Here is a 25,890-nt window from a genome sequence, read left to right on the forward strand (position 1 = left end):
GCCCGCCCCGGATCGACCCCGCCTTGGCCCGCCTCGGCCCCGACCGGGCTCCGCTCAGGCCCCGTTCCCGCACCCGCACGCCCGGTGGCGCCCGCCGTGCACTGCCGCGTACGAGGCCGGGCGCGGCCCGGATCCCGCCCGCGCGGCCCGCGCCGAAGCCGCCCGGCCCGCCGCGGACTGCGCGTCGTGCACCACCCGGCCGCCGACCAGGGTCATCCGCACCCGGGTGCCGCTGATGTCGGCCACCGGACAACGGGTCACATCCCGGTCCAGCACCACCAGATCCGCGGCCTTGCCCTGCTCCACCGTGCCCGTCAGCCCCTCCTGGCGCAGCTGCCAGGCCGTACCGGCCGTGTGCATGCGCAGGGCGGACGTACGGCTCAGGCCCTCCAGCTCCCGGTACAGCTCGCCCTCGCCCTGCGCGCCCTGCCGGTCGACGGCCGTCCGCAGCTGGTTCCACACCTGGAGCGCGTCCACCGGCCAGTCGGATCCGCCGGCCAGCCGCGCGCCCGCCTTCTCCAGGCTGCGGGCGGGGTACATCCAGCGGTGCCGCCCGGGACCGATGTACGGCAGCAGCGCCTCCATCGTCCAGGTGTCCTTCGCCGCCCACTGGAGCTGCATGCAGGCCGCGACACCCAACTGGGCGAACCGCCGCAGATCGGACGGATTTACGATCTGGAGGTGGGCGATGGCGTTGCGCGGATCGCGCTGCCCGGTGGCCCGGCGCGCGTACGCGTACCCGTCGAGCGCCGTCCGTACCGCACGGTCGCCCAGTCCGTGGGCGTGCATCTGCCAGCCGGCGGTGTTGAAGGCCGCGGTCAGCCGGCCGTAGTCCGCCGCCGAGGTGTACAGCTCGCCCCGGTTGTCCGTCGGGGCGCCCGCACCGTCGAGGTACGGCTCCAGGAGCGCGGCCGTCTGCGCCGGGTACTCGATCACCCCGTCCAGGAACACCTTGATCATCCCGAACCGGAGCCCGCGCACGCCCTCGAACTCCCGCCGCAGGCCGCGCGCGTACTCCAGCGCGCCCGCCGGGTCCTTGGCCTGCTCGGCGTCCAGCCGGATCGCCGGCACGATCCGCTGCGGCAGCTTCCCGGCGCCCGCGAGGGCCTGGTACAGCTCCAGCTCGTGCCGCCCGACCAGGGCGTCCATCATCGTCGTGATCCCGTTCGCGGCCGCCAGGTCCAGCACCCCGGCCGAGGCCGCGACCAGTTCGGCCCGGGAGGGCTCCGGGACGTGCCGCTTCACCAGGCCCTGCGCGTCGTCCTTGAGTACGCCCGTCGGCTGTCCGTCCGGCCCCTTCACGACCTTGCCGCCCACCGGGTCCGGGGTGTCGGCCCTGATTCCGGCGATGTCCAGCGCCCGCTGGTTCGCCCACAGGTTGTGCCCGTCGCCGCCGACCAGGACGATCGGGCGGCGGGTCGCCAGCGCGTCCAGCGCCGAGTGGTGCGCCTCGGTCCCCGCCGGCAGCAGCCCGACGGGATTCCAGTCCTCCACCACCAGCCAGCGGTCCGGCTCCGCCGCCGCGCCGCCGGTGTCGGCGAGGAACCCGCCAAGGATCTCCCGCAGCTCCTCCACGGTGGTCTGCGCCCCGTCCAGCGAGGGCCGCAGCGAGCGGTCCGCGGCGCCCAGCGGGTGCACGTGCCCGTCGTGGATGCCGCTCATCACGGTGTTGCCGCCCGCGTCGACCGTCTCGGTGCCGCGTCCCACGAATCGGCGCAGCGCCGCGTTCTCCCCGGTGGCCAGGATCGTTCCGTCCCGGCCGACGGCCACCGCCTCGGCCGGCCGGCCCGTCCCGGCCCCGCTGAACACCCGCGCGTGGTGAATGACCAGGGCCGCCGGGCCGCGCCCCGAGGGGGCCGCCGAGGCGCTGCCGGCCGCCGTGCCGAGCAGACCCGCCGCACCGGCGGCCCCGGCCGCCGCCAGCAGGCCCCGCCGGGACAGGGAAGAAGACGTCATGACCACTCCGATCGTCGATGTGGCCAGGACACTCTTTGGTTAACCCCGTAACCGGAACCCACCCCGGACGACGGAATCCGTACGATGGCCCGCGTGCCCGGACCGACGATCGCCGATGTCGCGCGCGCCGCGGAGGTCTCCACGGCGACGGTCTCGCACGCCCTCAACGGCACCGGCCGCCTCGGCGACGGCACCCGCCGCCGGGTCCGGGAGGTGGCCGCCGCCCTCGGCTACGGAGCCCACCGCGGTCCCCGTACCCGCACCCTCGGCTTCGCCGTCACCACCTACGCCGACTGGACCTGGGACTTCGCGGGCGTCGCGTACTTCTCCCGGCTGCTCACCGCCGCCACCTCCGTGGCCCACTCCCACGGATACGCCCTGATCAGCCTGCCCGCGGACCGCGGCGCCGAGCCCCTGTGGCACACCCTGGCCGTCGACGGGATGCTGCTGCTCGACAGCCCGCAGGACGATCCGGTGCTCCGGGCCCTGCGGGCGCGCGGCCTGCCCGTGGTCTTCGACGGGCGGCCCGCCGACCCCCGGCCCGACGACGTGTGGGTGGACAACGACCACGAGGCCACCACCCGCGAGGTGCTCGACCACCTCGCCGCGTCCGGCGCCCGGCGCGTAGCCCTGCACTCCGGCTTCGGCCGGGAGTACTACACGAGGGCCGTCACCTCCGCCTACGAACACTGGTGCGCGGAGCGCGGTACGCCCCCGCTGGTGGTCCCCTTCCACCCCGAGGACGACCAGGGCCGCGCCTTCGACCGCGCCTTCGGCGCGCCCGGCCGCCCCGACGCCGTCTACTCCCTCTACGATCCGGGCGGCCGTCAGGTACTGGCCGCCGCCGCGCGCCATGGAATCAGTACGCCCGGAGGTCTCCTGTTGGTCTGCGCGAGTGAGGACCCGGCGTACGGGGCGCTCGAACCTCCCGTGACCACCGTCACCCTCAATCCCGAACGGATTGCCGAGTCGGCGATGTCCGCGCTGGTCACACTGATCGAATCCGGGTATACGGAACCCCCGGGGCAGCGCACCGTCCCGGCGGGCCTGCGGGTACGTGCCTCGTCCCTGCCCCCGGACATGTACTAGAGTTATCTCGACATCGAGATATCTGCCGAAGGCGTACCGCAGCCGCCCCCGCTGGTAAGGGTTACCTAACTTAGCCTTACCTTAGCGGATTGGCCATGGGGCGTGGCGGCAGGATGCGGTCATACGCGCGAAATTCATGCATGAAGGAGACTGTCGTGTCGGCGAACAGCTTCGACGCCCGCAGCACGCTGCAGGTGGGCGACGAGTCGTACGAGATCTTCCGGCTGGACAAGGTTGAGGGCTCCGCCCGCCTTCCCTACAGCCTGAAGGTGCTGCTGGAGAACCTGCTCCGTACCGAGGACGGCGCGAACATCACCGCCGACCACATCCGGTCGCTCGGCAACTGGGACTCGCAGGCCCAGCCCAGCGAGGAGATCCAGTTCACGCCGGCCCGCGTGATCATGCAGGACTTCACCGGTGTCCCGTGTGTCGTGGACCTCGCCACCATGCGTGAGGCCGTGAAGGCCCTCGGCGGCGACCCGGCGAAGATCAACCCGCTCTCGCCCGCCGAGATGGTCATCGACCACTCGGTCATCGCCGACAAGTTCGGCACGAAGGACGCCTTCGCGCAGAACGTCGAGCTGGAGTACGGCCGCAACAAGGAGCGCTACCAGTTCCTGCGCTGGGGCCAGACCGCCTTCGACGACTTCAAGGTCGTCCCCCCGGGCACCGGCATCGTCCACCAGGTCAACATCGAGCACCTGGCGCGCACGGTCATGGTCCGCAACGGCCAGGCGTACCCCGACACCCTCGTCGGCACCGACTCGCACACCACCATGGTCAACGGCCTGGGCGTGCTGGGCTGGGGCGTCGGCGGCATCGAGGCCGAGGCCGCGATGCTCGGCCAGCCGGTCTCCATGCTGATCCCGCGCGTCGTCGGCTTCAAGCTGACCGGCGAGCTGCCGGCCGGCACCACCGCCACCGACCTGGTGCTGACCATCACCGAGATGCTGCGCAAGCACGGCGTCGTCGGCAAGTTCGTCGAGTTCTACGGTGAGGGCGTCGCCGCCACCTCCCTGGCGAACCGCGCCACCATCGGCAACATGTCGCCGGAGTTCGGCTCCACCGCCGCGATCTTCCCGATCGACGACGAGACCCTGAAGTACCTGCGCCTGACCGGCCGCGACGCCCAGCAGGTCGCGCTCGTCGAGGCGTACGCCAAGGAGCAGGGCCTGTGGCTGGACCCGGCCGCCGAGCCTGACTTCTCCGAGAAGCTGGAGCTCGACCTCTCCACGGTCGTCCCCTCCATCGCCGGCCCGAAGCGCCCGCAGGACCGCATCGTCCTGGCCAACGCCGCCGAGCAGTTCGCGCAGGACGTGCGCAACTACGTCGAGGACGACGACGAGGCGGGCAAGGAGTCCTTCCCGGCGTCCGACGCCCCGGCCGCCACCGACGGCGTGCCGACCCGCCCGACGCTGGTCACCCTGGCCGACGGCACCTCCTTCGAGATCGACCACGGCGCCGTCACCGTCGCCGCGATCACCTCCTGCACCAACACCTCGAACCCCTACGTCATGGTCGCCGCGGCGCTCGTGGCCAAGAAGGCGGTCGAGAAGGGTCTGACCCGCAAGCCGTGGGTCAAGACCACCCTGGCCCCGGGCTCGAAGGTCGTCACCGACTACTTCGACAAGGCCGGCCTGACCCCGTACCTCGACAAGATGGGCTTCAACCTCGTCGGGTACGGCTGCACCACCTGCATCGGCAACTCCGGTCCGCTGGACGAGGAGATCTCGAAGGCGATCAACGAGCACGACCTCGCGGTCACCTCGGTGCTCTCGGGCAACCGCAACTTCGAGGGCCGCATCAACCCCGACGTCAAGATGAACTACCTGGCCTCCCCGCCGCTGGTCGTCGCGTACGCCATCGCGGGCTCCATGAAGGTGGACATCACCACCGACGCCATCGGCGTCGACACCGAGGGCAAGCCGGTCTTCCTCGCGGACATCTGGCCCTCCGAGGCCGAGGTCAACGACGTCGTGGCGAACGCCATCGGCGAGGACATGTTCAGCAAGTCCTACCAGGACGTCTTCGCGGGCGACGCCCAGTGGCAGGCGCTGTCGATCCCGACGGGCAACACCTTCGAGTGGGACCCGCAGTCGACCTACGTGCGCAAGCCCCCTTACTTCGAGGGCATGACCATGGAGACCACCCCGGTCTCCGACATCGCCGGCGCCCGCGTGCTGGCGAAGCTGGGCGACTCGGTCACCACCGACCACATCTCCCCGGCCGGTGCGATCAAGGCCGACACCCCGGCCGGCAAGTACCTCACCGAGCACGGCGTCGAGCGCCGCGACTTCAACTCGTACGGTTCCCGCCGCGGCAACCACGAGGTCATGATCCGCGGTACGTTCGCCAACATCCGCCTGCGCAACCAGATCGCGCCGGGCACCGAGGGCGGCTTCACCCGCGACTTCACCGTCGACGGCGCGCCGGTCTCCTTCATCTACGACGCCTCCCAGAACTACCAGGCCGCCGGCATCCCGCTGGTCATCCTGGCGGGCAAGGAGTACGGCTCGGGCTCGTCCCGCGACTGGGCCGCCAAGGGCACCGCGCTGCTCGGCGTCAAGGCCGTCATCGCCGAGTCCTACGAGCGCATCCACCGCTCCAACCTGATCGGCATGGGCGTCCTGCCCCTGCAGTTCCCCGAGGGCGCCACGGCGGCCTCCCTGGGCCTCACCGGCGAGGAGACCTTCGCCTTCACCGGTGTGGAGGAGCTGAACAACGGCACCACCCCGCGCACCGTCAAGGTGACCACCGACACCGGTGTGGAGTTCGACGCGGTCGTCCGCATCGACACGCCGGGCGAGGCGGACTACTACCGCAACGGCGGCATCATGCAGTACGTGCTCCGCAACCTGATCCGCGGCTAAGCACGCCATCGGCACCAAAGGGCCGTATCCCCGTCAAGGGGGTGCGGCCCTTCCGCTTGTCCGGCGGCGAACCCAGGTGACAGACAGGTCTCAACTCGGAAAAACTGGCGGCCATACGTGTGCATGATCTTGCTCACACGAGCGGAAGTGGACTATACCTGTGCCCGTCCGGATCACCGCGATGCGATCGGCTCCGGACCGGGGGACGGGCGGGGACCTGCGGTGATGTCCGCATGCGCGGCGACGCCGTGACTCTCCGGCTTCCTTCACACTTCCGACGAAGGCGAGGACATGAGCATGGGATCCACTGGTGAGGGCCTCGGGCGCCGTGATCTGATCAAGCGCTCCGCAGCACTCGGACTGATCACGGTGCCGACGATGAGCTTCCTGTCCGCCTGCGCCTCGGGGGGTGGGGAGAACTCCACGAAGGGCCCCGACAAGGGCGCCGTGACCAAGGAGAACCCCTTCGGCGTCGCGAAGGGCGGCAAGCTGGACGTCGTCGTCTTCAAGGGCGGTTTCGGCGACGACTACGCGAAGGCCTGGGAGGCCGCCTTCGACAAGAAGTGGGGCACCACCAGCAACCACCTGGGCACCCAGGAGATCACCGCCAAGCTCCAGCCGCGCTTCAACGGCGGCAACCCGCCGGACGTCGTCGACGACTCCGGCGCCCAGCAGATCAAGCTGGACGTGCTCGCCAAGGGCGGCCAGCTCGCCGACCTCACCGCCGTGCTCGACGCGCCCTCGCTCGACGACCCGACCAAGAAGGTGCGCGACACGCTGGTCGAGGGTGCCTACGAACAGGGGCTGCAGGGCGGCAAGTTCGTCGTGCTGAAGTACGTCTACGCCGTGTTCGGCTTCTGGTACTCCGGCAAGCTCTTCAAGGAGAAGGGCTGGGCGCCGCCGAAGACCTGGGACGAGTTCCTGGCCGTCTGCACCAAGGCCAGGGATGCGGGCATCGGCGGCCTCGCCCACCAGGGCAAGTTCCCGTACTACATCAACGTCGTCATCATGGACCTGATCGCCAAGAAGGGCGGTCTGGAGGCCATGAAGGCGATCGACAACCTGGAGCCGAACGCCTTCGAGGGCAACGCGGCCGCCCTCGCCGCGGTCGAGGCGGTGTACGAGGTGGTCGAGAAGGGCCTGCTGATGCCGGGCACCAACGGCCTCACCCACACGGAGTCCCAGACCGCCTGGAACCAGTACAAGGCCGCGTTCATCCCCTCCGGCTCCTGGCTGGAGAACGAGCAGCTGAAGCAGACCCCGGAGGACTTCGACATGAAGTTCCTGCCGATGCCGCTGCTCGCCGACAGCAAGCTGCCCTTCGAGGCCATCCGGGCCGGTGTCGACGAGCCCTTCATCGTGCCGGAGAGGGCCGCCAACAAGGCGGCGGGCATGGAGTTCCTCCGCTCGATGCTGTCCCGCGAATGGTCGACGATCTTCGCCCAGCAGGCCAACTCGCTCACCGTCGTCAAGGACGGCGTGGACCCGAGCGTCAAGCTGCGGCCGGGCACCCAGTCGGCGGTGGAGGCGCTCAAGGCGGCGGGGAGCAACACCTTCAGCTACCGCTACCCCGACTGGTACAGCGAGATGGACACCGAGATCCAGAACGCGTCCAATGAGCTGATGGCCCAGCGGATCCAGCCAAAGGAGTGGATCAAGCGGGCCCAGGCTGCGGTAGACAAGGCGGCCAAGGACCCGAACGCCAAGAACAACAAGCGCGCCTGACACCGCAGGGACGGACACCATGAGCCATGTAGCCCAGCGCAAGGGGCGGGCCGGTTTCATCACCGGCTTCCTCGTCGCGCCCCTCGCGCTGTACCTGACCTTCGTCATCTGGCCGTACGTACAGACGTTCGGCTACTCCTTCACCAACTGGAGCGGCCAGTCCCCGACGTTCGACTTCGTCGGCACGGACAACTACGCGACGTTGCTGAAGGACGAGGTCTTCCGCGGCGCCCTCTGGCACAACCTGCTGCTCCTGGTGTTCGTCCCGGTCGTCACCATCCTGCTCGCCCTCTTCTTCGCCTTCATGGTGAACGCCGGCGGGCGCAGCGGGGCCGGCGGAGTGCGGGGCGTCGGCGGATCGCGCGTCTACAAGATCGTCTACTTCTTCCCGCAGGTGCTCTCCCTCGCCATCCTCTCCGTGCTCTTCGGCGCGATCTACCGGAGCGACGAGGGCGGCCTGCTCAACGGCTTCCTCACCAAGATCGGCCTGATCGACGCGCAGCACCCCGTCGAATGGCTCAACGAGCCCGACTTCGTCCTGTGGGCCCTGCTGTTCGTGGTCGTCTGGCACGGAGTCGGCTTCTACCTCGTCCTGTTCTCCGCGGCCATGCAGTCCGTCCCCAAGGACATCTACGAGGCCGCGCTGCTCGACGGCGCCGGGCGCGCCCAGACCTTCTTCAGGGTCACCCTGCCGCTGCTGTGGGATTCTGTGCAGACGTCCGCGGTCTATCTGGGCATCGCCGCGATGGACATGTTCGTCCTGGTGTCGACCATGACCTCGGGCCAGTTCGGCGGCGGACCCGACCACCACAGCGAGGTCATGTCGACAGTGCTGATGCGCAACTTCCTGTACTTCGGCAAGAGCGGCTACGCCTGTGCCATGGGCGTGGTCATGCTCGCCCTGACCATGATCCTCTCCATCATCACGCTGCGCGCCACCCGCCGCGAGCGCATCGAGTTCTGAGAGGAGTTCCACGATGACCGCAGAGTCCACAGTGATCAAGGCTCCGGGCGAAGCCGCCGCGGAGCGGTCCGGCAAACCGGGCCGGACGGGGGAGCGGGACCAGCGGCGCTCCGAGGGCATGGTCCTCAACGTCTTCTCGCACGGCTTCCTCGTCCTCTGGGCGATAATGATCGTGCTGCCCCTGATCTGGCTCGCGCTCGGCTCCTTCAAGACGGACGCGCAGATCGGCGGCTCGGCCCTGAGCTGGCCCTCGAACTGGCACTTCGACGCGTTCGGCCGGGCCTGGGAGAAGGGCATCGGGGGCTACTTCGCCAACACCCTCATCGTGCTGGTGTTCTCGGTCCCGCTGACCATGCTGTTCGGCTCGATGGCCGCCTACGTACTCGCCCGCTACCCCTTCAGGGGAAACCGGGTCATCTACTACTTCTTCGTCAGCGGGGCGATGTTCCCGGTGTTCCTGGCGCTCGTACCGCTGTTCTTCATGGTCAAGCGCTTCGACATGCTGAACACCTACCAGGGTCTGATCCTGGTGTACGTCGCCTACTCGATGCCGTTCACCGTCTTCTTCATGCACTCCTTCTTCCGGACGCTGCCCACGGCGATACACGAGGCGGCGGTCATCGACGGGGCCTCCGACACCCGGATCTTCTTCCAGGTGATGCTGCCCATGGCCAAGCCCGGCCTGATCAGCGTCGGGATCTTCAACGTCCTGGGCCAGTGGAACCAGTACATCCTGCCCGCCGTGCTGATGCAGCCGCAGACGAGCGGCGAGCCCGAGCGGTACATGCTCACGCAAGGGCTCATCCAGCTCCAGTACCAGATGGGCTACGAGACCGACCTGCCGGTGCTGTTCGCCGGCGCCACCATCGCCATCATCCCCATGCTGGCGGTCTACCTCTCCTTCCAGCGCCAGATCCAGGCCGGCCTGACCTCCGCCACCCTCAAGTAGCTGGCTCGACGACAAGGAGGCCCGCCGCGCGGCGGGGCCTCGCCGCCTTCTGCCGACGCCGAGGCGCCCATCGGGTGCCATTCCGTGCGTTTTCGGCGTGCCGACGCGGCGCGGGCCGCGGCCGTGGGGCAGAGTCGCCGCGCGCGTGGTCACCCGTCGGCCGGTCCGTCGCTGGTCAGGCCGGCGCGGTCCGCACCGATGACGAAGTGACCAGGAGTTCGCGTGGGAGTCCTTTCGCAACCGCCCCGGGGTACCGCCCCGGATGAAGCCTCGTACGAGAACGAGCTGCCGCTAAGGCGCAGGCAGCCGGGCAATGTCGTCGTGAAGTGGATGACCACCACCGACCACAAGACCATCGGCACGATGTACATGGTCACGTCGTTCGCGTTCTTCGTCGTCGGCGGCATCATCGCGCTGTTCATGCGCGCCGAGCTGGCCCGTCCGGGCACGCAGATCCTGTCAAACGAGCAGTTCAACCAGGCCTTCACCATGCACGGCCTGATCATGCTGCTGATGTTCGCCACCCCGCTGTTCGCGGGCTTCGCGAACTGGATCATGCCGCTGCAGATCGGCGCGCCCGATGTGGCGTTCCCGCGACTGAACATGTTCGCCTACTGGCTCTACCTGTTCGGCTCGCTGATCGCGGCGGCCTCCTTTCTCACCCCGAGCGGCGCTCCCAGCTTCGGCTGGTTCATGTACGTGCCGCTGTCGGACGCGGTGCACTCGCCCGGCATCGGCGCCGACATGGGCATCATGGGTCTGGCCTTCTCGGGCTTCGGCACGATCCTCGGCTCGGTCAACTTCATCACCACGATCATCTGCATGCGCGCGCCCGGCATGACGATGTTCCGCATGCCGATCTTCACCTGGAACGTGCTGCTGACCGCTGTCCTGGTCCTGCTCGTCTTCCCGGTGCTGGCCGCCGCGCTCTTCGCGCTGGAGGCCGACCGCAAGTTCGGTGCGCACGTGTTCGATGCGGCCAACGGCGGCGCGCTGCTGTGGCAACACCTCTTCTGGTTCTTCGGGCACCCAGAGGTGTACATCATCGCCCTGCCGTTCTTCGGCATCGTTTCCGAAGTGATCCCGGTCTTCTCGCGCAAGCCGATGTTCGGTTACATCGGCCTGATCGCGGCGACGATCGCGATCGCCGGCCTCTCGGTGACCGTGTGGGCGCACCACATGTACGTCACGGGCGGTGTGCTGCTGCCGTTCTTCTCGTTCATGACCTTCCTGATCGCGGTGCCGACCGGTGTGAAGTTCTTCAACTGGATCGGCACCATGTGGAAGGGCTCGCTGTCCTTCGAGACCCCGATGCTGTGGACGGTCGGCTTCCTGGTCACCTTCCTCTTCGGTGGTCTGACCGGCGTCATCCTGGCCTCGCCCCCGATGGACTTCCACGTCTCCGACTCGTACTTCGTCGTCGCGCACTTCCACTACGTCATCTTCGGCACCGTGGTCTTCGCGATGTTCGCCGGCTTCCACTTCTGGTGGCCGAAGTTCACGGGCAAGATGCTGGACGAGCGCCTGGGCAAGATCACCTTCTGGACGCTGTTCGTGGGCTTCCACGGCACGTTCCTGGTGCAGCACTGGCTGGGCGTGGAAGGCATGCCGCGTCGTTACGCGGACTACCTCGCCGCCGACGGCTTCACCACCCTGAACACGATCTCGACGATCAGCTCGTTCCTGCTCGGCCTGTCGTTGCTTCCCTTCATGTACAACGTCTGGAAGACGGCGAAGTACGGCAAGAAGATCGAGGTCGACGACCCGTGGGGCTACGGCCGCTCGCTGGAGTGGGCGACCTCCTGCCCGCCGCCGCGGCACAACTTCCTCACCCTGCCGCGGATCCGTTCCGAGTCCCCGGCGTTCGACCTGCACCACCCGGACATCTCCCAGCTCGATCACGTACAGGACCATTCCGGCGCCTCCGGGGCGGGCGCCGGCGGCGGCAAGCGGTGACCGCCATGGACGCGTCGGCGGCAAACGACTCGGGCGGCCAACCGGCAGCGTCCGTCAAGGACGGCCTGCGCAGCCTGGACGGCTACCTCTACTGGCAGAACGAACTCACCCGGGCCCACCGCGAAGCCGTCGCCTTCTGCGACCAACTCACCTGGCTGACCACCAACGAACGACAAGAACTCGAACGCCTCTACGCGGGCACCCGCATCGAGACGGCAAAGGCGACGACCCGCCACCTCGCCCATCGCTGCACTCAGCTCCGCGCGGAATACGAGGACCGCTACCGCACCCTGCGGCTGCGCACCTTTGCTCTGGCCCTGGCGGTCATCGCGACCACCGCCGCGTGCCCCGTGCTGCTCCTGCTTCGCAGCTGAGCCCGGCAACCGGCCGGCTCGCGGGGCTCAGGTCCCTCGGCGTGCCACGCCCGGCCCGCCGAGTCGTCGTGTGGCTGCAGCTGGGAGCGTCCTGGTACCGGGTTCCCCGGTCCCGCGCCTGCCGCAGGGCCGGCCGCCACCGGTCGCCGTCACACCGCCGGCGATGCTGACCGGGCGGGGGACGGCCCGCCGCCGAGGAAGCCCGTGGTGTGGCCGCCGACGCGTGGGCATGGGTGACGCGGGCAAGAGCCGGGGCAGACATGCGGGGGAAGGGGAAGCGAGGTCAGCCTAACGGATCAGCCGACGCGGGCAGCGCTGAGAGGATTTGGCCCGGCACCCGTCCCGAACATCTCCTCGCGTAGCGCCGTCATTACAAAGCGCCAGGTCCGGCCGGAAAGGCCGCTGAGGACCGGCGCCCCGGCGACCGTAGCGCGATCACACGGACCGTTCTCTCCCCTTGTGGCCGATAGCGGCCGATTCGTGCCGTGTCAGCCTCTTGACGTGTCGAGGGACAAAGGCTCGACTTAAGGTTCACAAGTTGGAGAGACGCCGGGGTCTCGGAGCGAGCGCAGCCGCGACGTTCCCCGGCCGGGGGCGACGGCTGGCCGTCGCTTATGGGCAGGAGTGGATGAGTCGTGCAGACGCCCGGATCGCAGTCTTCGCTACATCGCGCGAATCTCGAACGGGTCGTGCGGGCGGTGCGCCTCGCGGGGTCACTGACCCAGGCGGAGATCGCCCGCGCCACCGGACTGTCGGCGGCCACGGTCTCCAACATCGTCCGGGAGCTCAAGGACGGCGGGACCGTCGAGGTCACCGACACCTCGGCCGGCGGCCGGCGGGCCCGCAGCGTGTCGCTCAGCGGCGACGCCGGCATCGTGATCGGCGTGGACTTCGGCCACACCCACCTGCGGGTGGCGGTCGGGAACCTGGCCCACCAGGTGCTGGCGGAGGAGGCCGAGCCGCTCGACGTGGACGCCTCCTGGGTGGAGGGCTTCGACCGGGCGGAAGCACTGGTCGGACGGTTGATCGCGGGCATCGGGGTGAGCCTGGACAAGGTCATCGGCGTCGGCCTCGGCGTCCCGGGCCCGATCGACGTGGAATCCGGGACCCTGGGCTCGACCGCGATCCTCCCGGGCTGGGCCGGCATCAACCCCCGCCAGGAACTCTCGCAGCGCCTCGGCGTACCCGTGTACGTGGACAACGACGCGAACCTCGGGGCCCTCGGTGAACTCGTTTGGGGGAGCGGGCGGGGAGTAAAAGACCTCGCCTACATCAAGGTCGCCAGCGGCGTCGGCGCGGGGCTGGTGATCAACGGTCAGATCTACCGCGGCCCCGGCGGCACGGCCGGCGAGATCGGGCACATCACCCTCGACGAATCGGGTCCCGTCTGCCGCTGCGGGAACCGCGGCTGCCTGGAGACCTTCGCCGCGGCCCGGTACGTGCTTCCGCTGCTCCAGGGCAGCCACGGACCGGAGTTGACGATGGAGCGGGTGGTCGAACTGGCCCGCGAGGGGGACCCGGGCTGCCGCCGCGTGATCACCGACGTGGGCCGCCACGTCGGCAGCGGCGTGGCCAGTCTGTGCAACCTCCTGAACCCGAGCAGGGTGGTCCTGGGCGGCTCCCTGGCGGAGGCGGGTGAACTCGTCCTGGCGCCGATCCGTGAATCAGTCGGGAGGTACGCGATTCCGAGCGCGGCGCGCCAGTTGTCGGTGCTGACAGGGTCACTGGGAGGGCGGGCCGAGGTGCTCGGCGCGCTGGCTCTGGTGCTCAGTGAAATGGGCGATTCGACACTTTTGTCAGATCATGGAAGTGGAGTGCGTGCTTCAGCCGCCATGTCTTCAGTTAGATAACGGATGGCACCGTTGTCATCTCGTTAAGGATTCACTCCTTGACGGCAAACTTGCGGCCGGGGTTGACTCACATCCACCTCGGCCGCAGGGTTGCGGCCTCGTCAGGGAGGTTCAAGTAATGAACACGCGTATGCGCAGAACCGCTGTAGCCGTTGCCGCCGGTGCCATGGCCGTTTCCCTCGCCGCCTGTGGCAGCGCCAAGGAGGCCGGCGACAAGACCAAGGAGTCCGGCGCCGCCAAGGGTGACGCGATCAAGGTCGGTCTGCTCCTGCCGGAGAACCAGACCGCGCGCTACGAGAAGTTCGACAAGCCGCTCATCGAGAAGAAGGTCGCCGAGCTCACCGGCGGCAAGGGCGAGGTCGTCTACGCCAACGCCAAGCAGGACGCCACCACGCAGAACTCGCAGGTCGACACGATGATCACCAACAAGGTGGACGTCCTGATCGTCGACGCGGTGGACTCGAAGGCCATTGCCGGCTCGGTCAAGAAGGCCAAGGACGCCGGCATCCCGGTCGTCGCCTACGACCGTCTGGCCGAGGGCCCGATCGACGCCTACACCTCCTTCGACAACGAAGAGGTCGGCAAGGTCCAGGGCAAGGCCCTGCTGGAGGCGCTGGGCGACAAGGCCAAGGACGGCCAGATCGTCATGATGAACGGCTCGGTCACCGACCCGAACGCCAAGCTCTTCAAGTCCGGTGCGCACTCCGTCCTCGACGGCAAGGTGAACGTCGGCAAGGAGTACGACACCGTCGAGTGGAAGCCGGAGAACGCCAACACCAACATGGCGGCCGCGCTCTCCGCGCTCGGCAAGGACAAGGTCATCGGCGTCTACTCCGCCAACGACGGCATGGCGGGCGGCATCATCACGGCCCTCAAGGGTGCCGGCGTCTCCCCCCTGCCGCCGGTCACCGGCCAGGACGCCGAACTCGCCGGTGTGCAGCGGATCGTCGCGGGCGAGCAGTTCATGAGCGTCTACAAGCCGTACGCCCCCGAGGCCGAGGCCGCCGCGAAGATGGCCGTCGCCCTCGCCAAGAAGGAGAAGCTCGACGGCGTCACCACCTCCACGGTGGACAGCCCGTCCGCCAAGGGCATCGCCTCCGTGCTGATCCCGGTCGTCTCGCTCACCAAGGGCAACATCAAGGACACCGTCGTCAAGGACGGCGTCTACACGGTCGACGAGATCTGCACCGACAAGTACGCGGCGGCCTGCGCCGCCATCGGCCTGAAGTAGCGGCCCCCGCCGCCTCCTCGCGAGGCGGCCCCCCGTGCCTGACCGGCGCCCCGCCCCTCATTCCCCGCCACTGGCGGGGCGCCGGGCAGAAACGTTCCCCCATTCGCCCCGCTCCTGCTCTTTTGCACGACATCCCCGCCGGTCAGGCGGCGAAGGAGATGGTTCATGTGTCCGCTGCGCCCGTGCTGGCGTTGCGAGGGGTCTCGAAGCGGTTCGGCGCCGTTCAGGCCCTGACCGACGTAGAACTCGAGATCCACTCCGGTGAGGTGGTCGCCCTGGTCGGCGACAACGGCGCCGGAAAGTCCACGCTGGTCAAGACGATCGCCGGCGTGCACCCCATCGATGACGGCGTCATCGAGTGGGAAGGCCGTCCGGTCTCCATCGGCAAGCCCCACGACGCCCAGAACCTGGGCATCGCGACGGTCTACCAGGACCTGGCGCTGTGCGACAACATCGATGTCGTCGGCAACCTCTTCCTCGGCCGCGAGCTCAAGCGCCGTGGCGTCCTCGACGAGGTGGAGATGGAGCGGCGCGCCCGCGAGCTCCTGACCACCCTGTCCATCCGGATCCCCAGTGTCCGGATCCCCATCGCCTCGCTCTCCGGCGGTCAGCGCCAGACCGTGGCGATCGCCCGCTCCATGCTGGGCGAGCCCCAGCTCGTCATCCTCGACGAGCCCACCGCCGCCCTCGGCGTCGAGCAGACCGCACAGGTTCTCGACCTCGTGGAGCGGCTGCGGGAGCGTGGCCACGCCGTCATCCTCATCAGCCACAACATGGCCGATGTGAAGGCCGTCGCCGACAAGGTGGCGGTCCTGCGGCTCGGCCGCAACAACGGTGTCTTCAACGTCGCCGACACCTCGCAGGAAGAGATCATCTCCGCCATCACCGGTGCCACGGACAACGCCGTGACCCGCCGGGCGGCCCGCACCTCGGAGGCCGGCAAGTGAGTACCCAGAACCCCGCCACCGATCCACTGGGCAAGGGCCCCGCCGACCAGCAGGAGCACATCGACCCGGTCAACCCGGCGGCCGCGCACGACGCGATCCCGGCCGTGGACCCCCGGCTGCTCGTCAGGGAGGAGGGCCTCGCCGGGTACGTGGGCGAGTTCAAGCGCCGGATGAAGGCCGGCGACCTGGGCTCCCTCCCGGTCGTCATCGGCCTGATCGTCATCTGGTCGATCTTCCAGGGGCTGAACTCGAACTTCCTCTCCCCGGAGAACCTCACCAACATCGCGATCACGATGACCGGCACCGGCATGATCGCCATCGGCATCATCTTCGTGCTGCTGCTCGGTGAGATCGACCTCTCGGTCGGCTCGGTCAGCGGCGTCTCGGGCGCGATCGTCGCCGTCCTCGCCGTCACCCACGGCGTGAACGAGTGGCTGGCGATCCTGGCGGCCATCGCCGGCGGCGCCCTGATCGGCTGCATCCACGGCTTCTTCTTCGCCAGGATCGGCGCCCCGGCCTTCGCCGTCACCCTGTCGGGCCTGCTCTTCTGGCTCGGCGCGATGCTGCAGATCCTCGGCAGCAACGGCACGATCAACATCGACTCCGACGGCGTGGTCGGCCAGCTGACCACGTACTTCTTCTCGGACGTGGCCGTCGCCTACGGGCTGGCCGCGCTGGCGGTGGCCGGCTACTTCCTCGCGGCATTCTTCGACGCGAAGCGCCGCGAGGCCGCCGGGATGCCCTCCCGGCCGCTCGCCGAGATCCTGCTGCGCACCGGCCTGCTCGCGCTGGTCGCCTTCGGCCCCGCGGTGCTGTTCAACCAGTACAAGGGCCTGCCGCTCGCGGTGGTGCTCTTCCTGCTGGCCCTGGTCGTCACGGACTTCCTGCTCCGCCGCACGACCTTCGGACGAAACGTTTTCGCACTGGGCGGCAGCGTCGAGGCCTCCCGCCGCGCGGGCATCAACGTCACCCGGATCCGGATCACGGTCTTCGCGATCTCCAGCACCTTCGCCGCCATCGGCGGTCTGTTCTGGGCCTCGAAGATCGCGGCCGCCAACCAGAGCGCCGGCGCCGGCGACCTGCTGATGAACGTGATCGCGGCGGCCGTCATCGGCGGCACCAGCCTCTTCGGTGGCCGCGGCCGGACCTGGAACGCCCTCCTCGGCGTCATGGTCATCGTCTCGATCCAGTACGGTCTGGCCCTGGAGGGAATCGCGACCCCGATCCAGTACATGATCACGGGTGCCGTACTGCTGGCCACCGTGGTGATCGACTCGATCACGCGCAAGACCCAGAAGACGGCCGGACGTGCCTAAGCGGTAAGACCCGTCACAATGCCCGGTGCCACTTCGCGTGGCGCCGGGCATCCGTGCGTACATATGTACGTACGCCTGTGCGGGTATACGCCTGTTTGTGATGTGTGACCTCGTGAGGGTGTGTTCATGTATGACAAAGGTGTGACTCACCGGGGACGGCCCGATGACCGCACCCGCGAGCGGAACATTAGACTCGTCAGACCAGCAAGCAACTGCAAGGAGGCACGGGTGCTGCTGCCCCGCATCAAGGGACCGCGCGATCTGGACCTGCTCAGCCAGGAGGAGCTCAATCAGCTCGCGGCCGAGATCAGGTCCTTCCTCGTCGACGCCGTCTCCAAGACCGGCGGGCACCTCGGCCCCAACCTCGGGGTGGTCGAACTGACGATCGCCCTGCACCGGGTCTTCGACTCGCCCAAGGACAAGGTCCTCTTCGACACCGGCCACCAGGCCTACGTCCACAAGCTGCTCACCGGCCGTCAGGACTTCGGCAACCTGCGCGCCAAGGGCGGCCTCTCCGGCTACCCCTCGCGCGCCGAGTCCGACCACGACGTGATCGAGAACTCGCACGCCTCCACCGTGCTCGGCTGGGCCGACGGCCTCGCCAAGGCCAACGAGGTGCTCGGCCGCGCGGACCACCACGTCGCCGCCGTCATCGGCGACGGTGCGCTGACCGGAGGCATGGCCTGGGAGGCGCTGAACAACATCGCCGCCGCCAAGGACCGCCCCCTCGTCATCGTCGTCAACGACAACGAGCGTTCGTACGGCCCCACCATCGGCGGCCTCGCGAACCACCTGGCGACACTGCGCACCACGGACGGCTACGAGCGCTTCCTGGCCCGCGGCAAGGACCTCCTGGAGCGCACCCCGGTCGTCGGGAAGCCGCTCTACGAGACCCTGCACGGTGCCAAGAAGGGCCTCAAGGACTTCATCGCCCCGCAGGGCATGTTCGAGGACCTGGGCCTGAAGTACATCGGGCCCATCGACGGCCACGACATCGAGGCCCTGGAGTCCGCCCTGCAGCGCGCCAAGCGCTTCAGCGGCCCGGTCATCGTGCACTGCCTCACCCAGAAGGGCCGGGGCTACGAGCCGGCCGTCCAGGACGAGGCGGACCGCTTCCACGCGGTCGGCGTGATCCACCCGGACACCGGCCTGCCCGTCTCCACCGACGCCGCCAGCTGGACCTCCGTCTTCGCCGACGAGATGGTCAAGCTCGGCAAGGAGCGCAAGGACATCGTCGCCATCACCGCGGCCATGCTCCAGCCGGTGGGCCTGAAGAAGTTCGCGGACGCCTACCCCGACCGGATCTTCGACGTCGGCATCGCCGAGCAGCACGGCGCCACTTCGGCGGCGGGCCTGGCGACCGGCGGCGCCCACCCGGTCTTCGCGGTGTACGCCACCTTCCTCAACCGCGCCTTCGACCAGGTCCTGATGGACGTCGCCCTGCACAAGTGCGGCGTCACCTTCGTCCTGGACCGGGCCGGTGTCACCGGCACCGACGGCGCCTCCCACAACGGCATGTGGGACATGTCGATCATGCAGGTCGTACCCGGTCTGCGGCTCGCCGCCCCCCGCGACGCCGAGCAGTTGCGCGCCCAGCTGCGCGAGGCCGTCCTGGTCAAGGACGCCCCGACCGTCGTGCGCTACTCCAAGGGCGTCGTCGGCCCGGCCGTCCCGGCCGTCGGCCGCGTCGGCGGCATGGACGTGCTGCGCGCCCCGGCCCCCGAAGTCACCCGGCCGGACGTACTGCTCGTCTCCGTCGGCGCGCTGGCCCCGATGTGCCTGGAGATCGCCGATCTGCTGGACAAGCAGGGCATCACCACGACGGTCGTGGACCCCCGCTGGGTCAAGCCCGTGGACGAGGCCCTGGCCCCGCTCGCCGACCGCCACCGCGTGGTCGTCACCGTCGAGGACAACGGCCGCACCGGCGGCGTGGGCTCCGCGGTCTCGCAGGCGCTCCGGGACGCGGGGGTCGACGTACCGCTGCGCGACTTCGGCATCCCGCAGCGCTTCCTGGACCACGCCTCCCGCAAGGAGGTCATGGCCGAGATCGGGCTGACCGCTCCGGACATCGCCCGGCAGGTCACGGGCCTGGTGGCCAAGCTGGACGGGCGCTACGACAGCGAGCCGGCCGCCACCGTCGACTAGGCCGGACACCGGCGCCTAGATCGCCGCGCGGTTGCACGTCACGGGCCGGGAGATCACCCTTGGAGGGGTGGGCCTCCCGGCCCGTTCGCGTGCGTCATCACCTGTCGGAGGTGCGTCGGTGAGTAAGGATCTGAACAGCCCCTTCCGCACCAAGACGGTGGAGCAGTCCATCCGCGACACGGAGGAGCCGGAACACGCGCTCCGCAAGTCGCTCTCCGCCTGGGACCTGACGGTCTTCGGTGTGGGCGTCATCATCGGCACCGGCATCTTCGTCCTCACGGGCATCGCGGCCCGGAACAACGCCGGACCGGCCACCGCCCTCTCCTTCGTGGCGGCGGGCATCGTCTGCGCCCTCGCAGCGCTCTGCTACGCCGAGTTCGCGTCCACCGTGCCGGTGGCCGGCTCGGCGTACACCTTCTCGTACGCCTCGATCGGTGAGCTGCCCGCCTGGATCATCGGCTGGGACCTGGTGCTCGAGTTCGCGCTCGGCACCGCCGTCGTGGCGGTGGGCTGGTCCGGGTACGTGCGCCACCTCATGTCGACGAACCTGGGCTGGGACATGCCCGCCGCGCTGTCCGGGCCCGACGCGGGAGGATCCTTCGACGTGCTCGCCTTCCTGCTGGTCCTGGCGCTGACCCTGATCCTGGTCGTCGGGACGAAACTGTCGGCCCGGATCACCGCGGTCGTCGTCGCCATCAAGGTCACCGTGGTCCTGCTGGTCATCATCGCGGGCCTGTTCTTCGTCAAGGCCGACAACTACTCGCCGTTCATCCCCCCGGCGCAGCCGCAGGAAGCGGGCGGCGGCCTGCACGCGCCGCTGGTCCAGCTGCTCTTCGGCTACGCGCCCACCAACTTCGGTGTCATGGGCATCTTCACCGCGGCCTCCCTCATCTTCTTCGCCTTCATCGGGTTCGACGTCGTGGCCACCGCGGCCGAGGAGACCAAGAATCCCCAGCGGGACATGCCGCGCGGCATTCTCGGCTCGCTGCTGATCTGCACGGTGCTCTACGTCGCCGTGACGCTGGTGGTCACCGGCATGCAGAAGTACACGGAGATGTCGCCCAGCGCCCCGCTCGCCGAAGCCTTCAAATCGGTGAACCAGCCGTTCTTCGCCGGCGCCATCAGCCTCGGGGCCTCCGTCGGCCTGATCACCGTGTGCATGATCCTGCTGCTCGGGCAGACGCGCGTGTTCTTCGCGATGAGCCGTGACGGACTGCTGCCCCGCGTCTTCTCCGTCACCCACCCGAAGTACCGCACGCCGTACCGGGCGACCATCCTGCTCGGTGGGGTCATCGCCGTCGTCGCGGGATTCACCAGCCTGGAGAAGCTCGCGGAACTGGTGAACATCGGCACCCTGTTCGCCTTCGTGGTGGTCGCCCTCGGCGTGATCGTCCTGCGCCGGACCCGCCCCGACCTGCACCGGTCCTTCCGCACCCCGTGGGTGCCGGTGGTCCCGATCCTGTCGATCGCGGCCTCGCTCTGGCTGATGCTCAACCTGCCGGCCGAGACCTGGATCCGGTTCGGCATCTGGATGGTCGTCGGCTTCGTCGTCTACTTCCTGTACGGGCGCAGCCACAGCCGCCTCGCCAAGGTCGGCCAGGACGCGAAGTTCTAGTGCTGTGGAGCCGGGCACGGAACGGCGAAGCCGGCCGAACGGGTCACCCGTTCGGCCGGCGTCGCCGACATCGGCCCGCAGGCTCCGTCAGCCCTTGGCGGGGGAGTCCTTCGCGGTGGCCGGGATCTTCTCGTCCTTGCGGAGGGCTTCCCACAGCTGGGTGGCCTGCGGCTCGGCCACGACGACCCGGTTCCGGTCCACCTTGTCGTAGGCGACCGGCAGCATGATGGTCTCCATCGTGTCCGGGTCCACGCCCTTCATGCTCTTGGCGAAGTCGGAGAGGGCGGTGAGGGAGGCGAGGTCCGAGTCGGTGGTCAGCGACTTGGTCCCGGCGTCCGCGAGCTTGTAGAGCCGCGCCGGGTTGCCGAGCGCGTCCTGCTTCTTGATCTCGGTCAGCATCGCCATCATGAACTGCTGCTGCAGGCCTATGCGTCCGAGGTCGCTGCCGTCGCCGTAGCCGTAGCGGGTACGGACGAACTTGAGCGAGTCCGTGCCGCCCAGCCGGTGCGTGCCCGCGTCCAGCTTCAGCCCGCCCTTGGCCCCGCTCATCGGCTTGTCCAGGGTGACGGTGACCCCGCCGAGCGCGTCCACCAGGCCCTTGAAGCCGGCGAAGTCCACCTCGACGAAGTGGTCCACGCGAACGCCGGACATCTGCTCCACGGTGTTGACCACACAGGCCGGACCGGCCAGCGAGTAGACCGAGTTGAACATGACCCGCTTCGCGGACGGCACGGTCTTGCCGTCACCGTCCTTGCACTCGGGCCGGGTGATCAGGGTGTCGCGGGGGATGCTCACCGCGGTGGCCTTGGCCCGGCCCTCGGGAATGTGCACCAGCATCGCGGTGTCCGAGCGGGCGCCGCTGACGTCGCCGTGGTCGAGGTCGGCGTTGGCCCCGGCGCGCGAATCGGAGCCGAGCACCAGGATGTTCTGGGCGTTCGCGGCCACCTTCGGCGGCCGGTTGTCGCCGATGGCCTGGTCCAGGTCGACGCTGTCGATGTTGCCGTTGAGGTGGCTGTACGTCCACCAGCCGGCCCCGGCGGCGCCCAGGATCAGCACGGCGACCAGGAGCAGGGTGATCCGCAGAATGCGGCGTCGGCGGCGCCTGGGCCGCGCGTGCGTGTCCGTCATGGGGGTGAATCTTAGACAGATATTCGAACGGCCGAGGCCCGCCCCCGGGAAGGGGCGGGCCAGGCCGTCAGATGCCCGTCTGCGACCCGGACTAGGCCGGGATGCTCGCCAGGCCGGGAGCCAGGAACTTCTTGCCGTTCACGCGCTCCGAGACGCCTTCGCGGTCCAGGTACGGCGTGATGCCGCCCAGGTGGAAGGGCCAGCCCGCACCGGTGATGAGGCAGAGGTCGATGTCCTGGGCCTCGGCCACGACACCCTCCTCCAGCATCAGGCCGATCTCCTGCGCCACCGCGTCCAGGACGCGGTCGCGGACCTGCTCCTCCGTCAGGACGGCGTCGCCCTGCACGAGGAGGGCGGCGACCTCGGGGTCCAGCTCCGGCTTGCCGGAATCGTAGACGTAGAAGCCGCGCTTGCCGGCCTTGACGACCGCCGCGAGGTTCGGGGAGACCGTGAAGCGCTCCGGGAAGGCGCGGTTCAGGGTCTCGGAGACGTGCAGACCGATCGCGGGTCCCACGAGCTCCAGGAGCACCAGCGGGGACATCGGCAGGCCGAGCGGCTCGATGGCCTTCTCGGCGGTGACCACCGGGGTGCCCTCGTCAATGACGTTCTGGATCTCGCCCATGAAGCGGGTCAGGATGCGGTTCACGACGAACGCCGGGGCGTCCTTCGTGAGGACCGCGGTCTTCTTCAGCTTCTTGGCGACGCCGAAGGCCGTGGCCAGCGAGGCGTCGTCGGTCTGCTCACCGCGGACGATCTCCAGCAGCGGGAGGATCGCGACCGGGTTGAAGAAGTGGAAGCCGACCACGCGCTCCGGGTGCTGGAGCTTCGAGGCCATCTCGGAGACCGACAGCGAGGAGGTGTTGGTGGCGAGGATCGCGTGCGCCGGGGCGACCGCCTCGACCTCCGCGAACACCTTCTGCTTGACGGACATCTCCTCGAACACGGCCTCGATGATGAAGTCCGCGTCCGAGAAGCCCTCGGCCTTGTCCAGGACACCGGTCACCAGGGCGGTCAGGCGGTTCGCCTTGTCCTGGTTGATGCGGCCCTTGCCGAGCAGCTTCTGGATCTCGGCGTGGACGTAGCCCACACCCTTGTCCACGCGCTCCTGGTCGATGTCGGTGAGGACCACCGGCACCTCCAGGCGGCGCAGGAAGAGCAGCGCCAGCTGCGAGGCCATCAGGCCCGCGCCGACCACGCCGACCTTGGTGACCGGACGGGCCAGGGACTTGTCCGGGGCGCCGGCCGGGCGCTTGGCGCGCTTCTGGACCAGGTTGAAGGCGTAGATGCCCGAGCGCAGCTCGCCGCCCATGATGAGGTCGGCCAGGGCCGTGTCCTCGGCGTCGAAGCCGGCCTGGAGGTCGCCGGACTTGGCCGCGGCGATGATGTCCAGAGCGCGGTAGGCGGCCGGGGCGGCGCCGTGCACCTTGGAGTCCGCGATGAAGCGGCCCTTGGCGACGGCCGCGTCCCAGGCCTCGCCGCGGTCGATCTCGGCGCGGACGACCTCGGTGGTGCCGTTCAGTACGTTCGCGGTCCACAGGAGCGACTGCTCCAGGAAGTCCGCGCCCTCGAACAGCGCGTCCGCGATGCCCAGGTCGAAGACCTGCTTGCCGCGCAGCTGCTTGTTCTGGTTGAGCGAGTTCTCGATGATCACCGAGACCGCGCGCTCGGCGCCGATCAGGTTCGGCAGGATGGCGCAGCCGCCCCAGCCGGGGACCAGGCCGAGGAAGACCTCGGGCAGCGAGAAGGCCGGGATGGCCTTCGAGACGGTGCGGTAGGTGCAGTGCAGACCGACCTCGACGCCGCCGCCCATGGCCGCGCCGTTGTAGTACGCGAAGGTCGGGACCGCCAGCGCGGAGAGGCGCTTGAAGACGTCGTGGCCGCCCTTGCCGATGGCGAGCGCCTCGTCGTGCTTCTTCAGCAGCTCGACGCCCTTGAGGTCGGCGCCGACCGCGAAGATGAACGGCTTGCCGGTGATGCCCGCGCCGACGATGGAGCCCGCGAGGGCCTCCTGCTCGACCTGGTCGATCGCCGCGTTCAGGTTGGCGAGGGACTGCGGGCCGAAGGTGGTCGGCTTGGTGTGGTCGAAGCCGTTGTCCAGCGTGATGAGCGCGAAGCGCCCGGCGCCGAACGGCAGGTCCAGGTGGCGGACGTGCGCGGACGTGACGACCTCGTCCGGGAACAGCTCGGCCGCGCCCTTCAGGAGCTCAGTGGTGGTGCTCACTTGGCGTCTCCCTCGGAGGTGAAGTGCGGGTTCTCCCAGATGACCGTGGCGCCCATGCCGAAGCCGACGCACATGGTGGTCAGGCCGTAGCGGACGTGCGGCTGCTCCTCGAACTGGCGGGCCAGCTGCGTCATCAGACGGACGCCGGAGGAGGCGAGCGGGTGGCCGAAGGCGATGGCGCCGCCGTACTGGTTCACGCGGGCGTCGTCGTCGGCGATGCCGTAGTGCTCCAGGAAGGCGAGGACCTGGACCGCGAAGGCCTCGTTGACCTCGAAGAGACCGATGTCATCGATCGTCAGGCCGGCCTGGGCCAGGGCCTTCTCGGTGGCCGGGATCGGGCCGTAGCCCATGACCTCGGGCTCGACACCCGCGAAGGAGTACGAGACCAGGCGCATCTTGACCGGGAGGTTGTTCTCCCGGGCGAAGTCCTCGGACGCGATGATCGCGGCGGTGGCACCGTCGTTGAGACCGGCGGCGTTGCCCGCGGTGACCCGGCCGTGCGTACGGAACGGGGTCTTCAGGCCGGAAAGGTTCTCCAGCGTGGTGCCCGGGCGCATCGGCTCGTCGGTGGTGACCAGGCCCCAGCCCGTCTCGCCGACCTCCGCGTTGGTGTTGCGCACCGAGATCGGTACCAGGTCCTGCTGGATCTTGCCGTCGGCGTACGCCTTGGCGGCCTTCTCCTGCGAGCGCACGGCGTACTCGTCGGCGCGGAGCTTGGTGATCGTCGGGTACCGGTCGTGCAGGTTCTCGGCGGTCATGCCCATGAACAGGGCGGACTCGTCGACCAGCTTCTCGGAGACGAAGCGCGGGTTCGGGTCCACGCCCTCGCCCATGGGGTGACGGCCCATGTGCTCGACACCGCCGGCGAGGGCGACGTCGTACGCACCGAAGGCCACACCGCCCGCGACGGCGGTCACGGCGGTCAGCGCGCCGGCGCACATGCGGTCGATGGAGTAGCCCGGGACGGACTGCGGGAGGCCCGCGAGGATGCCGGCCGTGCGGCCCAGCGTCAGGCCCTGGTCACCGATCTGCGTGGTCGCGGCGATGGCGACCTCGTCGATCTTCTTGGGGTCCAGGTCCGGGTTGCGGCGCAGCAGCTCCCGGATCGCCTTCACGACGAGGTCGTCGGCGCGGGTCTCGTGGTAGATGCCCTTCGGGCCCGCCTTGCCGAACGGGGTGCGGACGCCGTCGACGAAGACGACGTCCCTGACGGTACGAGGCACGTTGGCTCTCCTCCAGGTGCGGGTGTGCACTGCTGCGCGGGGGCATGCTCGTCCTGCTGGACTGAGCGCCCGCTCACCTGGCCCATGCTACTTGCGGGTAACCCTTGTGCACACCCCCTCCCCGAACAGCGGCGAAGGTCACACCGGCCCGCACGGCGTGAGCCCCCTCGCGCCCCGCGCCGACTCGACGGGTCGCACGCCCGGCCGCACGGCCGTGTCGGTGCCGATGTTCCCGATCGCCTGCGCGGGGCACCGGGCACCCGGGGCCGCGCGGCGAACGACCCTCGCGCCGTGTCCGGGCACCCGCGCAGGCGCGGCGAGGTCGAGGTCT

Annotated in this window: 17 protein-coding genes; 13 read left to right on the forward strand and 4 right to left on the reverse strand. The window is 69.2% G+C overall.

Annotated elements, in window-relative coordinates; translation table 11 throughout:
* Nucleotides 1-54: 54 nt before the first annotated feature.
* Nucleotides 55-1,956, reverse strand: a complete 1,902-nt coding sequence (locus ACFCZ1_RS06595) for an amidohydrolase (RefSeq protein WP_376677262.1) — start codon at nucleotides 1,954-1,956, stop codon at nucleotides 55-57.
* An 84-nt stretch (nucleotides 1,957-2,040) separates the two neighbouring features.
* Here ACFCZ1_RS06595 and ACFCZ1_RS06600 point away from each other — a divergent pair, with 84 nt between their 5' ends.
* The 13 genes from ACFCZ1_RS06600 to ACFCZ1_RS06660 all read left to right on the forward strand — a co-directional run bounded on the left by ACFCZ1_RS06600 (nucleotide 2,041) and on the right by ACFCZ1_RS06660 (nucleotide 20,987).
* Nucleotides 2,041-3,045, forward strand: coding sequence for a LacI family DNA-binding transcriptional regulator (locus tag ACFCZ1_RS06600; protein WP_376677263.1), 1,005 nt, complete (start codon nucleotides 2,041-2,043; stop codon nucleotides 3,043-3,045).
* Nucleotides 3,046-3,200: 155 nt separating this feature from the next.
* A complete protein-coding gene (gene acnA / locus ACFCZ1_RS06605) occupies nucleotides 3,201-5,915 on the forward strand; it encodes an aconitate hydratase AcnA (RefSeq protein WP_376677264.1) in 2,715 nt (904 codons plus the stop codon).
* Nucleotides 5,916-6,212: 297 nt separating this feature from the next.
* The gene (gene ngcE / locus ACFCZ1_RS06610) at nucleotides 6,213-7,640 is read left to right on the forward strand and encodes an N-acetylglucosamine/diacetylchitobiose ABC transporter substrate-binding protein (protein ID WP_376677265.1); all 1,428 of its coding nucleotides are present in this window, start codon (nucleotides 6,213-6,215) and stop codon (nucleotides 7,638-7,640) included.
* Between the two features lie 19 nt (nucleotides 7,641-7,659).
* The gene (locus ACFCZ1_RS06615) at nucleotides 7,660-8,604 is read left to right on the forward strand and encodes a carbohydrate ABC transporter permease (RefSeq protein ID WP_376677266.1); all 945 of its coding nucleotides are present in this window, start codon (nucleotides 7,660-7,662) and stop codon (nucleotides 8,602-8,604) included.
* Between the two features lie 13 nt (nucleotides 8,605-8,617).
* Nucleotides 8,618-9,553, forward strand: a complete 936-nt coding sequence (locus tag ACFCZ1_RS06620) for a carbohydrate ABC transporter permease (protein WP_376677267.1) — start codon at nucleotides 8,618-8,620, stop codon at nucleotides 9,551-9,553.
* Nucleotides 9,554-9,775: 222 nt separating this feature from the next.
* Nucleotides 9,776-11,509 (forward strand): cytochrome c oxidase subunit I, encoded by a 1,734-nt coding sequence (ctaD, locus tag ACFCZ1_RS06625; RefSeq protein ID WP_376677268.1) that lies wholly within the window; start codon nucleotides 9,776-9,778, stop codon nucleotides 11,507-11,509.
* A 5-nt stretch (nucleotides 11,510-11,514) separates the two neighbouring features.
* Entirely contained in the window at nucleotides 11,515-11,883 is a 369-nt protein-coding gene (locus tag ACFCZ1_RS06630; protein ID WP_376677269.1) for a cytochrome C oxidase subunit I, read from the forward strand.
* Nucleotides 11,884-12,518: 635 nt separating this feature from the next.
* Entirely contained in the window at nucleotides 12,519-13,733 is a 1,215-nt protein-coding gene (locus ACFCZ1_RS06635; RefSeq protein ID WP_376677270.1) for an ROK family protein, read from the forward strand.
* A 118-nt stretch (nucleotides 13,734-13,851) separates the two neighbouring features.
* On the forward strand, nucleotides 13,852-14,964 hold the full coding sequence (locus tag ACFCZ1_RS06640) for a sugar ABC transporter substrate-binding protein (protein ID WP_376677271.1): 1,113 nt from the start codon (nucleotides 13,852-13,854) through the stop codon (nucleotides 14,962-14,964).
* 158 nt (nucleotides 14,965-15,122) lie between these two features.
* Complete coding sequence (locus tag ACFCZ1_RS06645; protein WP_376677272.1) at nucleotides 15,123-15,911, forward strand: ATP-binding cassette domain-containing protein; 789 nt, start codon at nucleotides 15,123-15,125, stop codon at nucleotides 15,909-15,911.
* Between the two features lie 26 nt (nucleotides 15,912-15,937).
* The gene (locus ACFCZ1_RS06650) at nucleotides 15,938-17,227 is read left to right on the forward strand and encodes a sugar ABC transporter permease (protein WP_376677399.1); all 1,290 of its coding nucleotides are present in this window, start codon (nucleotides 15,938-15,940) and stop codon (nucleotides 17,225-17,227) included.
* A 228-nt stretch (nucleotides 17,228-17,455) separates the two neighbouring features.
* The gene (gene dxs, locus ACFCZ1_RS06655; protein WP_376677273.1) at nucleotides 17,456-19,372 is read left to right on the forward strand and encodes a 1-deoxy-D-xylulose-5-phosphate synthase; all 1,917 of its coding nucleotides are present in this window, start codon (nucleotides 17,456-17,458) and stop codon (nucleotides 19,370-19,372) included.
* Between the two features lie 118 nt (nucleotides 19,373-19,490).
* Nucleotides 19,491-20,987 (forward strand): amino acid permease, encoded by a 1,497-nt coding sequence (locus tag ACFCZ1_RS06660; protein WP_376677274.1) that lies wholly within the window; start codon nucleotides 19,491-19,493, stop codon nucleotides 20,985-20,987.
* Nucleotides 20,988-21,074: 87 nt separating this feature from the next.
* Here the strand turns inward: ACFCZ1_RS06660 and ACFCZ1_RS06665 are convergent, their stop codons facing one another.
* The 3 genes from ACFCZ1_RS06665 to ACFCZ1_RS06675 form a co-directional block, all read right to left on the reverse strand.
* Nucleotides 21,075-22,115: an LCP family protein gene (locus ACFCZ1_RS06665; RefSeq protein WP_376677275.1), complete on the reverse strand. Its 1,041-nt coding sequence runs from the start codon at nucleotides 22,113-22,115 to the stop codon at nucleotides 21,075-21,077.
* Nucleotides 22,116-22,206: 91 nt separating this feature from the next.
* On the reverse strand, nucleotides 22,207-24,336 hold the full coding sequence (locus ACFCZ1_RS06670; RefSeq protein WP_376677276.1) for a 3-hydroxyacyl-CoA dehydrogenase NAD-binding domain-containing protein: 2,130 nt from the start codon (nucleotides 24,334-24,336) through the stop codon (nucleotides 22,207-22,209).
* A complete protein-coding gene (locus ACFCZ1_RS06675) occupies nucleotides 24,333-25,559 on the reverse strand; it encodes a thiolase family protein (RefSeq protein WP_376677277.1) in 1,227 nt (408 codons plus the stop codon). The genes ACFCZ1_RS06670 and ACFCZ1_RS06675 overlap by 4 nt, the downstream gene beginning before the upstream one ends.
* Nucleotides 25,560-25,890 lie beyond the last annotated feature (331 nt).

The organism is Streptomyces sp. NPDC056224 (genome assembly GCF_042267665.1).
GTDB lineage: Bacteria > Actinomycetota > Actinomycetes > Streptomycetales > Streptomycetaceae > Streptomyces.